General features: G+C 42.7%; 7 protein-coding genes. All 7 read right to left on the reverse strand.

The annotated features are described in order from the left end of the window. Positions 1 to 20: 20 nt before the first annotated feature. Positions 21 to 1,940, reverse strand: a complete 1,920-nt coding sequence (locus DRW42_RS25165) for a glycoside hydrolase family 97 protein (protein ID WP_158544400.1) — start codon at positions 1,938 to 1,940, stop codon at positions 21 to 23. Beyond that, a complete protein-coding gene (locus DRW42_RS25170; protein WP_113951642.1) occupies positions 1,937 to 2,962 on the reverse strand; it encodes an aldose epimerase family protein in 1,026 nt (341 codons plus the stop codon). The genes DRW42_RS25165 and DRW42_RS25170 overlap by 4 nt, the downstream gene beginning before the upstream one ends. A gap of 36 nt (positions 2,963 to 2,998) precedes the next feature. Further along, a complete protein-coding gene (locus tag DRW42_RS25175; RefSeq protein WP_113951643.1) occupies positions 2,999 to 5,329 on the reverse strand; it encodes a glycoside hydrolase family 95 protein in 2,331 nt (776 codons plus the stop codon). A gap of 82 nt (positions 5,330 to 5,411) precedes the next feature. After that, complete coding sequence (locus DRW42_RS25180) at positions 5,412 to 6,623, reverse strand: DUF4998 domain-containing protein (RefSeq protein ID WP_113951644.1); 1,212 nt, start codon at positions 6,621 to 6,623, stop codon at positions 5,412 to 5,414. A gap of 24 nt (positions 6,624 to 6,647) precedes the next feature. Further along, positions 6,648 to 7,874: a DUF4959 domain-containing protein gene (locus tag DRW42_RS25185; protein ID WP_113951645.1), complete on the reverse strand. Its 1,227-nt coding sequence runs from the start codon at positions 7,872 to 7,874 to the stop codon at positions 6,648 to 6,650. A gap of 36 nt (positions 7,875 to 7,910) precedes the next feature. Beyond that, complete coding sequence (locus DRW42_RS25190) at positions 7,911 to 9,842, reverse strand: RagB/SusD family nutrient uptake outer membrane protein (protein WP_113951667.1); 1,932 nt, start codon at positions 9,840 to 9,842, stop codon at positions 7,911 to 7,913. A gap of 23 nt (positions 9,843 to 9,865) precedes the next feature. Further along, a complete protein-coding gene (locus DRW42_RS25195; protein WP_113951646.1) occupies positions 9,866 to 13,165 on the reverse strand; it encodes a SusC/RagA family TonB-linked outer membrane protein in 3,300 nt (1,099 codons plus the stop codon). Between the last annotated feature and the right edge of the window lie 109 nt (positions 13,166 to 13,274).

Below are 13,274 nucleotides of genomic sequence, written 5' to 3' on the forward strand. Positions count from 1 at the left end.
TCTGAATAAACGATCTAAAATTAAAGGTGGATAATGATGGCAAAACCTCCGCCCTTTGCCATGTTAACTGGCAAAACGGTTTTTTGGTCCACGGTAATGATTTTGTAGCTATAGGCGGTTGCATCGGTATTGGCATTTGGCGCATCGCTATAAATTTCTGCCTGGAACTGTCCTGATGGCAGGAAAGAAAAATCGACGTTTACCTGATGCTCGTTCCAGTTACCCATGCCGCCAACATACCAGGTTTTACCTTTTCTTTTGGCCATTACTACTTCTTCGCCCAGTTTTGCAGAAAGTGCTTTTTCCTCGTCGTAAACAGTAGGTACTGCCGACAAATAACGCATAATGGTATCTTCTTTCATGTAAGCGCTTGGCGAATCGGATAACATGGCCAGTGGCTGATGATAAATCACGTACATGGCCAGTTCGTGGCAGCGTGTACCCTGACCGGATGGTAATCCCGGATCAACAGGTTTAAAAGTTTCTTTGGTTTTGTTGCGCATTGCACCGGGCGTATAATCAAACGGACCTGCCAGCATGCGGATAAAAGGAGTTAACAGGTGCAAATCAGGGTTAATGGTATAATCCCATTTATCAGATTCGGCGCCCCTAACCGCTTCATAGTTTACAATATTCGGATAGGTTTTTTCGAGCCCGGTGGGTTTACTGCAGCCGTGAAAATTGATCATCAGTTTTCTTTTGGCCGCTGCTTTTGCAATGATCTCGAACCATTTAATCGCTTCCTGATCGTCGCGGTCGATAAAATCTACTTTTAATCCCGCAGCACCTAAGGACTGTACAAAATCGAGGTTTTTATCCAGGTCTTTAAGTAAGGTAGTGGCCACACACCATAAAAACACGCCTACATTTTTAGATTTCGCATTGGCAATAACGGATTTGATATCATTTTTAGGGTTGATTTTGGTCAAATCATAATTGTTAGACCAACCTGCATCAACCATTAAATACTCAAGTTTGTATTTGGCCGCAAAATCTACATAATAGTTATAAAGTGCGGTATTGCGGTTATCCATTCCCGATGGGATCGGAGCTCCGGGCAGTAAGGCATCGTGCCACCATTCCCAGGCGGCTTTCCCGGGTTTAATCCATTTGGTATCTTTAATTTTTGATGGGGTAGCCAGTTCGGTAACGAGGTGATTGGTCAACAATTGTTTATCATCAGTAGCGATGATGGCAATTCGCCAGGGATAGCTTCGCTCGCCAGTTGTTTTGGCAATAAAAGGAAAACGCTGTTTCACTACGGAAACAAAATTGCCCCAGCTGCCGGGTACAGCAAGTGATGGCAATTGAGCCCATTCGCCAACAAAGCCAGCTTTTTCTTTTTTAATATACATGCCGGGATAATCAAAAAGATCAGATTCGGCAACAATTACCTTGGTTCCTTCAGGATAAGCAAAAAGTGCAGGCGTTGTGCCCCTCTTTCCATTTGTAATCGTTTCTACTGCATCCGATTTGGTATAAACACCTTCCCAGGTGGTATAATTATCGGTTTCCTGTAATATTGCCGCAGCTTTTGGGTTAATGTTAAAGGTGGCCGTTTCGTTAATCACCTTAACCGAATCTTTTAAATGAGTGATAAAACGATAAGCAAAACCCTCGTTATATAACCTGAAAACCACATCATAACGTTTACCGAAACTTAGGGTTAAGGCATTGTAACGGGCTGTTTTCTGGTTGGATGTTTTATCGGGAATATCGCCATTGCCCAGGTTTTCGTTATCCATTTCCATACCTATAGGCGAAAAAGCAATAATTTCCTTTTGTTTTAGCCTAACCGAATAACCTAAAGTTTTATCACTGCTAATGTTAACCGCAATGTTTCCATCGGGTGAGCTTAGGGTATAATTTTTCTGCGCAAAAGTGATTTTAGCAAGTAAAAAGAGTATTAAAAAAGGAGGTAAAAAAAGTCTCATCGTCATATCGTATCGAACTGGTAAATAATTTTCTGTTGGTAAACTGCCCCTTTTTCTATGGTTACGGCAGGTGCAATTTGTTGGTTTGGGGCATCGGGATAATGCTGGCATTCGAGGCATAACCCGTTAAATGCGGTATAAGGTTTACCGTTATGACCAGGCGCTGTAGTTTCTAAAAAGTCGCCGGTGTACAACAGCACGCCATAACTATCGGTAAAAACCTTTAACCTTCTGCCCGAAGCGGTATGCGAAAGCTCGGCTGCCAGAACAACTTCTGCTGGTGTCTGCTTTTCGAGCACATAATAATTATTGAGGCCTATGTGGTTATTTGCGGTAATTACTTCTCCTATCTGCTGTCCTTCGAAAGTATTTTTGTCTGTGGGGATGATTTTTCCCGTTGGGAGATATTCGTCATCCATTTCGAGCATTTTTTTTGCAGGAATGTATAAATGGTGGTCGAAAATATCAGTCTGTTTGCCGCTTAAATTAAAATAAGCATGATTGGTTAAACTTACAATGGTTTTCTTGTTGGAATGTGCCTTGAAATTGATCAGGATTTCATTTTTATCTGTTAGCTCGTACGATACCGAGCAATGCAGATCGCCTGGGAAACCACCTTCACCATCTTCGCTGTATAATGAAAAGATAACCTTATTACCGACTGTTTGGTAATCAAATAACTTATTGCTAAATCCGTTGGCTCCGCTATGATTCGTGTGCTCACCATCATTGGTATGCAGTTGAAAAGTTTTGCCGTCAAGCTCAAATTTTCCATTGGCGATGCGGTTGGCAAAACGGCCAATGGTTGCCCCAAGGTAATTCTGATCATCAAAATAATCATGCAATTGGGCAAAGCCCAATACCACCTCGGCAAGCAAGCCATTTTTATTGGGCATAAGCGCCGATACCAGAGTAGCGCCATAATTGCTAAGCGAAATGGATGCGCCATGGTTATTAGTGATTTTAATGAGCCTGGCCTCATTTACCCTGGTGATGATATGATCTTCTTTTGTATTGGTAATGTTCATTATACTTTGGTAGATGTAAGAAACAAATCGCTTTGCTTAACCTGTTTTTTTAGAAGAAACCACATCAATCAGTTTCCCGTTTACTTTAACTTTCACCCGACTTCCATTGGTCGAAAAAACCTGGTAACTGGTTACCACACCATCTTTCCAGCTTAAATTGATGGTATAATTGCCCCTTGCCTTTAAACCTTTAACGTTTCCGTATTTTTTCCAGGCATCGGGTATGGCAGGCAATAAACTGATGTAACCTTCGTGACTCTGGATCAGCATTTCTGCGATACCGGCCGTGGCACCAAAGTTCCCGTCAATCTGGAAAGGAGGTCCGGCAGAAAGCAGGTTATCGTACACGCCCCCACCAGCACCATAGTTGATGTCGGTACGCTGCGTAGGTTTTAACAGTTCCCTAAACAATTTAAATGCCCTGTTTCCATCACGCAATCTTGCCCAGAATAATAATTTGTAGGCTATTGACCAGCTTGGTCCATCATCGCCACGCACATTAAGTGTTTTTTTAGAGGCTTCGGCCAGATCTGGTGTAGCATCTATAGTGATTAACGAAGCGGGATATAAGCCATACAAATGGGAAATATGGCGGTGCTGCTGGTCGGTTTCCTTATAATCTTCAATCCATTCCATAATACGGCCACCTTTAGAAACCCTGCCTGCAGGTGGAAGCATACTTAGTTTATGCTGAAGTGATTTTTGCAGTTCGGCATCTAATCCGAGGGTTTTAGCAGCATCGATTACATTGGTAAAAAGTTCTCTAACAATCTGGTTATCGATGGTTGGGCCAATGGTTACATTGGCTGTTTTACCATTTGGCATGTAGAAACTATTCTCAGGCGATACCGATGGTGCCGTCATCATCCAGCCTGTTTTTGGGTCGGCAACCAGCACACTGCTGTAAAACTGTGCCGAACCTTTAATAATCGGGTATATTTTTTTAAGGTACCTGAGGTCTTTACTAAAGGCATAATGATCCCAAAGGTTATTGCATAACCAGCCCGAACCTGCATTGGCCACGCCCCATGAGGCACTTTCGCCAGGTTCGGTAAAACCCCAGATATTGGTAATCACGTGTGCAATCCAGCCATTGGCATTGTAATAAGCTTTAGCTGTTTTTTGTCCGTTAGGTACCATATTCCCTACCAGATCGGCCAGGGGAAGGTTCAGCTCTGATAAATTAACTACTTCTAAGGGCCAGTGGTTCATCTGCACGTTCACATCCAAATGGTAATCGCCGTTCCATGGGGTGTGGATCTGGTTTGCCCAAAGCCCCTGCAGGTTTGGTGGCAAAAGCCCTACACGTATACTCGAAATACTGAGGTACCTGCCATATTGAAAAAACAGGGCCGGTAACTGTAAATCGGCTTCTGGATTCTTGTAATACAAAGCCAGACGTTTATCGGTACTTAAAGCGCTATTTTCGCCTGTTCCAAGGTCGATATCCAACCTGTTAAACAATTTCTGAAAAACCTGCTGGTGTTTTAATTTTTCGGCAGCATAATCTTGTTTTAGGGCTTTATCGAGCAAAAGAGTCGCGTTTTGCCTGAATTTATTATCCTTATAACTGGTTTTGGTGGACAAATAAATGGTGAGCATATTGGCTTGTCTTACTTCCAATGTTTTACCATCTTTATTGATTTTACCACCAGAAATTACAGGCTCCAATAAGGTGAGGTACTCCATTCCTTTGCCATCGATACCATTATCCAGCTGACCTGACAGTTCGATGCGGTTTCCTTTTACCTGGCTGTCACCACACTCAGGGCGGTTAAGAGAAAGTATCGCATTAATTTGCCCGGGTTTATCGGCAGTAATCCTGATGATGGCCACATCGCCACTAAAACTGGTAAAATATTCCCTTTTAAAATGTACGTTATTGATCGTAAAGTTGGTAATGGCAATGGCATTGTTCAGCTGAAGTTCTCTTTTGTAGGCAGTTGGTTTTTTATCCTTTCCATCGTACTGATATTTGATATCGAGGTTGCCCAATAGCTGGAAACAGCCCCAGTTAGCGCCACCCGATCCTTTACCGGTACATACAAAATTCTGGTTCACCAGGTTTTGGGCCTCATCGTTTTTACCTTCAAGGATCAGCCTCCTGATTTCGGGCAGATTTTTATAGGCTTGGTAATTGTTGGCATCCTGAGGTGCGCCAGACCAAAGGGTAATATCATTCAGTACCACCTGCTCGTTGTTTACACCGCCATCGGGCATCATGCCCAAACGGCCATTGCCCAAAGGCAGCGTTTCTTCCCAGCGGCTGGCAGGTTTATCGTACCATAGCTTAAATGGTTTCTGCCGGGCAAAGCCAGTTGAAAGCATAAAAAAGCAAATAATTATGGTATAGATCAGTTTTTTCATTTGTGTGTTTTGCAATCGGGAAATCGGAAAAGTAAAGCTGCGCCACCCAACCTAAAACTAAATGGCGGCACAGCATACTCAATTAGTTACGTTTATAAAAAGTGAACTCGCTAAAGTGGAGATAACCTTCGCCCCCCCATGTTTCGAGCACTTTAAAGCGCAGGTATCTGTAAGTTGAAATATTGGTAGGGAAAGTAAATTTCTCACCCGCCTGGGCAAATGCTTTATCGGCATCGGTATTTTGTCCTTTAGGTAAACCTGAAGGTTTGAAAGAAGTAAAGGTTTGTAGTTTTGTCCAGCTGGCCCAGGTACCATCTGCATTAGGGTTGTTGCTACCCCAAACTTCGAATACTTTTATGTTACCTACACTGTACAAGGCATTTTCGCGTTGCCATAACCTAAAATTATCTAATTGCACCTGCTGGCCCATATCGAAGGTAAACCACTGTGGCATGCCCGATCCACCGGTATGGAAACCCTGGTCTTGCCCTTTAATGTTATCCCACACATGTGGTAATATCCAGCCATATTCGGATGCAATATCAGTTGGAAGCCTTAATTCTTTAAACAGTGATTTATCACATTCTGTAACCTTGATAATCACAGGGAAATCGGTAAACTGTGCTGCATTAAAGGCATCGATAGATCCTATTTCAGGATAATACGAAGAACGGAATTGAATGTTTGTACCCAACTTGTAGTTTGGGATGATGATCGAATTATCATCAGCCAATAACTGCCTCTCTTCTGTAGTACCCGCACTGTTGGTATAACGGATGGTGGTAGCCACATTCATGGTATCCCTTTTATTAAAGTTTAAACGCAAAGTACCATCTGCCAGGAAAGTATAAGGCTCGGTGGCGTTTACGCTTCTGTTAAGCAAAGTTGAAATATAGGTTGCCCCATACACCCTTACATTGTTGATTTCGGTAGCAATGGATTTATTGCCATCGCTGTCGTACGATACTACCGAAAACGTGTATACATACTCATCGAGATTTGGAATAATTACTTTTACCACATCGCTCGGGTTGTGCGAAGTAGCCGGTACCTCTAATTTACTGGCACCGTTGTTCCAGGTAATTACATATTTGCTAATACTCGGATCGGGACTTGGGTTCCATACCAGCTGTGCCCGCAGGTTACCTGTATTGTAACCTGCCTTTGCAATTTTGCCTGAATATTTAATCTCTTTATTATCCAGGAAATCTTTATAATCATCAGCATACTTTTTACAGCCAATAACAGCAAGGGATATGAAGCAGATGAACGCGATTTTAACTATAGTTTTCATGATCTATTTCTTATATACTGATTATTACTGAACACTTCCGTACAGATTGATTTCCAATGCGTGTACATAATCTAAACCACCCCAGGTTTGGGTAACTTCATACCTGAGGTATTTTACCGGCTGTGCGGTACGCGGCATTTTAAAGTTTACGCCTTTGGCCACAAATGCTTTATCGGCATCATTTGCCTGGTTAGGGGCTAAACCCGAAGGTGGATTAGGGAAAACAAAATTGCCCAGGTTTACCCAGTCGCCGGCTACGGTACCTTCAGCCGATCCGGTTGGCAAAGGAGAATCGGCAGGATTGGTTTTGGTTGAACCCCAGAAAGTAAATTTCCGGGTATTCTGATAACCATAATATTCGTTTGGCCTTTGCCAGATTACAAAACGGCTTATTTTGGCATTAACACCTAAACTCATGGTACCAAAAGTACGCGGCGAGCTTAAGGTGTGCCAGCCCGGTTCGCCCAAACTGCCATCAAAGAAATATTTGAAATCCCATCCCGGATAAATCGGTGCATCACTTGGCAAACGGTACGTAGCCATTTTGCTCTTATCCAATAAGGTTTCGAACAGCGGGGTAAGGGTTTTGATTACCGTATCGGAAGTATTGCCAAAACGGTCTTTGGTGTATACCCCAACTTTGTAAGGCACCGGGTTAAGGTTGCGGATAGAAACATCAATGGTATCAGAACTTACATACTCGGGATCCTGCTCATCAAACGATTTTGTTTTATCGTTATATACCAGCAGGTGTACCGAAAGCGCTGCCCTGTTCGGGTTTAAGCCAAAGAAACTGGCCCCGCCAAAATCGGGCGTAATATTAAATGCGGTGTTAACGGCAATATAATTTGGTGTTTTGGGGTGAACTTTTACCACAACCGGATCAGACATTACGTTGGCACGGCTTACGGCATATAAAGTAACATCATAGTCCTTTTCCCTTGCAAAACCATCAACCATAATGGTATCGGTGTAATAACTCGATTTGGTTTCTCTTGTACGGTTATCGTTAATGGCATAGCGGGCCAAAACGTATAAAAGGTTTTTCGAATTGGGTAAGCTATAGGTAATTCTTGCCGCACCATTAATGTTTTCCACTTTGGCATTGCTTACCGGACCCGGTTTTGTCATATCATCAGAAACAGCCTGAAAACTGTTTTCTTCTGTTTTACAAGAAGCAAAAAACAGGGTTACCAGGGCCACCGCTAAGGTCAAAAACACAAGGTTTTTTCTGTAATTAATCTTTTTCATAATCTATAGTTGAATATTAACCTTCAAAATTGATGTCTACCAGAATGGATTCTGTACGAGGTTCTCATTGATCACCACTTCAGAATTTTTAATTGGCCAGAAATAATCCTTCAGACCAAAAAATGGCACTGCAACTGTTCTTGGGCGATAATAGTTAACTGCACTGCCTTCGTTTACGTTCCAGCCCTGCAATGGTCTGCTCAACACGCCCTGTAATTCTTTCCAGCGGCGCAGGTCCCATCCGGCCTGCCCTTCGAAACACAGTTCAATCCTTCTTTCCTGGTGGATAATCTCACGGCGGCCTTCTTTAGTATCGGGTTTAGTAGGGTTTTTAGAGTAGTTTTGCCATGAGGTTGCAACACCCTGTAAACCGGCCCTGTTACGTACTTTATCTACCCAGGTCAAAATATCAGCTTTAGGTGCAGTTCCTTCTTCATTCAATGCTTCTGCATAAAGTAAATACAGGCCACCTAAACGCACTACAGGTAAATAAAAAGTTTCGAACTGGATACCATTGTTCATGATAGACAGGTATGGCACCAGTTTTTTAGGCCAGTAACCGGTAATGTTGGTTGCAAACTGACTTTTTGGTCCGGCAATGGCAAATGGTCCTCTTCCCTGTACGTAAAAAGCATCGCTTTCATTCCGTTTATCGTTTCCGAACCAGATCCCGCCATCAAAACCTAAATCGGCATAAAACCTTGGCTCGCGGTTAAAGTTTGCCTTTGCGGTTTCGTAACCCTGTTTGATGTAAGATTGATTATCAGCATCACCAAACTGTGAGGTATTTCGGTTGGCGTAATCGAATACACCGGTATTATCCTCGTTAATAGGTACACCATTTTTAGTATAAAATAATTCGGTAGTTGAAAGTGGAACCGACCAGTTAGAAGGCTGTTCGTTACCAAAAGAAACAGCATCAGATGTTAGTTTAGGAAATACATATCCCTGATAATCGAAACCATATTGTGATCCCCAGATCAACTCCGGATTCTGATCGCGTTTTTCGGCAATTACCATCTGTATGGTGAGCACACGTTTCAATTTATCCGAAACATTTTCTACTTTATTGTTTGGCACCAGGTTGTATAATGCACCGCCCTGCTTTTCAAACTCATCAATGGCGGCTTTACAGGCTTTTGCGGCCAGGCTCCATTTCTGCGGATCAGCAGCAGTAGAAAAAAGGTTTTTACCATCTTTATCCCTGAAACCTGCAAAATCGGGGTTACCGTTAAACAACGGGCTTGCCGCAGTGGTAAGTGCTTCTGCTTTTAAAGCCAGTCCCATTGATTTGGTGGCACGGCCATATTCTAAAAGCGGGTTTACCACAACCGATGGCAGATCAACAACAGCTTCGTTAAGCAATTGATCTACATAAGCGAAAGATTCGTCAACAGTGGCGCGTTTAACCTTTGTATCTTCAATCGGACCATCAATTGGGCGGTTTTCTTTAATCAGCACAATCGGCCCGTATAACCTGATGAGGTAATAATGATAATAGGCTTTTAAAAATTTAATTTCGGCAATCCACCTCTTCTTTTCATCATCTTTCAGGTCGAAAGGTTTGTTGATGTTTTCGAGCATGATGTTACACCTCCGTAGGGCAACATAAATATTCTGTCCACCGTTATTACCGGTCCAGTGATCGATTACCGGACTGGATACATTCTGCACCCCTCCCCTGATCAGTTTAAAACCCGGACCAGTAATTTTATTAAAAGGATTGTCATCCAGGTTTGGATAAATAATTTCAGAAGAGGTAACAAAACCCACATTGTTTACCACCTCGCGGTTTAAAGTCTGAAAGGTATTGTAGCAACCGAAAAGGTAGTTTTCTGCCTCATTTCTGTTCGAGAAGGCATAATCAAGCGTACCAACGTTATTAGGAACAACATCCAGATATTTTTTACATGATGTGCCCGCGATACAAAGCACAACCAGGCAGATCATTTTATAATAGAATTTCATATCTTTTATTTTTTCTGTTAGCATTATAAACCCACGTTTAAACCGAAATTGAATACTTTCTGGATGGGATAAGCGAATCCATTGCCGCCCAGTTCGGGATCCCACATTTTAAATTTGCTCCAGGTAACCAGGTTTAAACCATTAAGGTATACGCGGCAGTTAGAAAGCCTCAGGGTTTTTAATATGTTTTTTGGAAGGGTGTAACCTACCTCAACCGATTTTAACCTGATGAAACTGCCGTCCCTTAACCACCAAGAACTCGACTGGAGGTTATTGGCCACTACGGCCGAGCTGGTACCCAAACGCGGATAAGTGGCAAATAAATCCTGGTTTTCTTCCGACCAGTGACTGTCTGCATAAGCCTGTAATACCTGTGCCCTGCCTTCTACATAAGCTACGTTACGCTCCAAAAACGGACTTGTTGTTCTCGGATCGATAAAGAAGGATACCCTTGCCTGCCCCTGGAAGAATGCAGAAAGATCGAAGCCTTTATAACCGGTTGAGAAACCAAATCCATATACAATTTCGGGCGTGGTTGGATAACCCATAAATACCATATCCAGGTCGTCAATCCTGCCATCGCCATTCAAATCGCGGTATTTAATATCGCCACCTCTTGGCACAGCACCTGTAATGCTGTTACCATAAGCATCGCTGGTATTAAACTGTTGTGTAGGCGAGTTTTTTACTTCGGCATCATCCACAAACAAACGTTCGGCAATGTAGCCATACCCCCTGCTGATAGGCTGGCCGATAAAATGCCTCCAGGTTTCAGGATAGTTTGGTTCTTCTATATAACCGTATTTGTTGGTAGAATAAGTAAAGTTTCCACGGATAGCGCCCCAAAGCCCGTTATTGAATGTTTGTTTATAATCAACCGACAAGTCAATACCTTTCGAATCTACTTCACCCAGATTGGTTAACACATCAGTTTCGAAACCTTCGGTAGAGGGGATATTCCTTTTACGCAGGATATCATAACGGTGGTTTTTATAAATCTCGGCAATGATGTTAAAGTTTTTTAACAGCGTAATTTCAGTAGCCAAGTTGGTTTGTCTGGATGTTTCCCAGGTAATATTGGAGTTGGCGTAACTCCTGATCGATACCCCGTTAAGCTGGTTGCCGTTGTTGATACCGAACTGCGCAAAATTACCACCGTTAAGGTTAACATCCGAAAGGTAGAAAAAGCGCTGCGAGCCAATGGCATCGTTACCCACCAAACCATGACTAAAGCGTATTTTTAACCGGTTAACATAATCGTTCTTAGGCCAGAAAGCTTCGTTTGATGGCACCCATGCCCCACCGATGGTAGGGAAAAACCCGTAACGGTGTTCGGCAGAGAAACGTTCAGATCCGTTTAAACCAAAGTTAAACTCTACAAAGTACCTGTCTTTAAATGAATAGGTTGCCCTGCCGGCTACCCCCATGTTACGGAAAGGTAGCGAATAGGGTAATGTAGTGGTATTGGTACGCGGATCTCTTGCACTTGAGTACAAAGTTTGCTGTGCCGTACCAATAATAGTTGAGCTTACCGTATGGTTTCCGAATTTGCGATTATAATCTATAGCGCCCTGGAAATAGAAAAAAGAGTTGGCATTAGGCTCGCTCCTGTTGTATACCAGGTATTCGGTTGGCACATTATTGCTTACATTATTTTTAGGGTTTAGCCAGGTTAAGCTATAGCTGTTGTTTACTTTATCGTAGCTATCGGCACTGTAAAAATACGGTGAATAGGCCAGCTGCGAATCAAAATAAGAATACCTGTTGGTATTAAATACGGTTCTTAATTTAAGCCCTTCGGTAATGAATTTAAAATCCTGGTTAAGCTCCAGCTGTGCCGACATACGCGATTCGGAAGAACTTTTATGTCCTTTTAAAAGCTGCGCATAAGGGTTTCCGTTTGGATAAAGGATACTGTTGTTTTTGGTACCATCGGGCCCGCCCACGTTACCAAACAAAATATGGTTTGCACCTGCATTTACTTCGTCAGCAGGATAATATGCAGGGAACAATACCGGACTGGCATGTGAGGCAATAGCATATAAATCAGATGCGAAAGAACCATCTAAGGTTATAGGACCGTTATAATCGCTAAAAGTACCCGAAAGCCTTACAATCAACTCTGTTGTTTTGCTCAGGTTGATATTGATATTGGAACGTAACTGGTAGTTTTTAAAGTTTACGTTGTTCTCATTATTGTTACGGATATCTGTTTTTAAGATCCCGTTATCAATATTATATGAACCGGAAACGTAATATTTGGCCACACCACCACCTCCACTGATACTTAAATTATTACGCTGGGTAGTGGCCCTCTTTTTAAACAACATATCGATCCAGTCGACAGCCGGATATACATATTGATTGCTGCCTGGACTGTTATTTATTGTAGCACGGGTATTATCTATTTTGGTTTGGTTAAAAGGCAAAGGCAAAGTTGGGTTACGTGTTAACGAAGCCTCATTATACAGTTCCATATACTGGATCGGATCTACCAGGTTGAGTGTTTGGGTAGATTGCGACAAAGAATATTCGGAACGGAAATTGATTTTGGCTTTCCCCTCTCTACCTTCTTTTGTACTAACCAAAATTACACCGTTTGCACCACGGGCACCATAAAGTGCTGTGGCACTGGCATCCTTTAAAATAGAGAAACTGGCAATATCGTCGGTTTGTAAACGGGCAAGATCGTTGGGCGTTAACTCCACGTTATCAATCAAAATCAACGGATCCTGTTTATAACCGAAGGTAGTTACCCCACGGATAAAGAAAGAGGCATTATCCTGCCCGGGCTGCCCGCTGCGCTGGTAGGCAATAATACCGGCAGCCTGCCCCGCAAGTGCATTGGTGAGGTTACTGGCGGGTATTTTTAAATCGCCAGGTTTAATGGTGGTTACCGAACCTACAACAGCTTCTTTCCGCTGTTTCTGGCCCATTGCGGTAATAACCACTTCATCGGCCATCTGTACCACCGATTCTTTCAGCACTACATTATATACCGTGCTTTCGGTTACTACAATGCGCTTTGCGGTATAACCAACCAGGGCTACACGAAGTGCCCCGCCTTTGGCCACATCGATTACGAACTTACCGTTGTTATCGGTTTGTGTACCGGTTTTACTGTTTTCGACGGTGATGGTTACGCCTGGTAAGGCTACGCCCGTGGTGTCTCTTACGGTTCCGGTAACAGTTGCTTTAGTCTGCGCAGTTACCTGCAGACCCATAAAAACAAAGAACAAAAACGGGATGCATTTTAACACATTTAGAAAAACATGTTTCCGGCAGAGCCACCTAATGTCCGAATTAGTAAAAAATGACTTCATAAATTATTTGGTTAGGGATTTTAGATATTGTTTTCTGTATTCGTATAGCTCATTTTAATTGCGCTTAATGGATACGGTAAAACTTTGTGCAGTTTGGGAATTGGGTAGG

This window comes from Pedobacter miscanthi (assembly GCF_003315595.1).
Classification (GTDB): Bacteria; Bacteroidota; Bacteroidia; order Sphingobacteriales; family Sphingobacteriaceae; genus Pedobacter; species Pedobacter miscanthi.

Bases quoted from the DNA above. Each gene is read 5' to 3' on its own strand.
- DRW42_RS25165 (WP_158544400.1), bottom strand. From the start codon at position 1,940: ATGACGATGAGACTTTTTTTACCTCCTTTTTTAATACTCTTTTTACTT.
- DRW42_RS25170 (WP_113951642.1), bottom strand. From the start codon at position 2,962: ATGAACATTACCAATACAAAAGAAGATCATATCATCACCAGGGTAAAT.
- DRW42_RS25175 (WP_113951643.1), bottom strand. From the start codon at position 5,329: ATGAAAAAACTGATCTATACCATAATTATTTGCTTTTTTATGCTTTCA.
- DRW42_RS25180 (WP_113951644.1), bottom strand. From the start codon at position 6,623: ATGAAAACTATAGTTAAAATCGCGTTCATCTGCTTCATATCCCTTGCT.
- DRW42_RS25185 (WP_113951645.1), bottom strand. From the start codon at position 7,874: ATGAAAAAGATTAATTACAGAAAAAACCTTGTGTTTTTGACCTTAGCG.
- DRW42_RS25190 (WP_113951667.1), bottom strand. From the start codon at position 9,842: ATGAAATTCTATTATAAAATGATCTGCCTGGTTGTGCTTTGTATCGCG.
- DRW42_RS25195 (WP_113951646.1), bottom strand. From the start codon at position 13,165: ATGAAGTCATTTTTTACTAATTCGGACATTAGGTGGCTCTGCCGGAAA.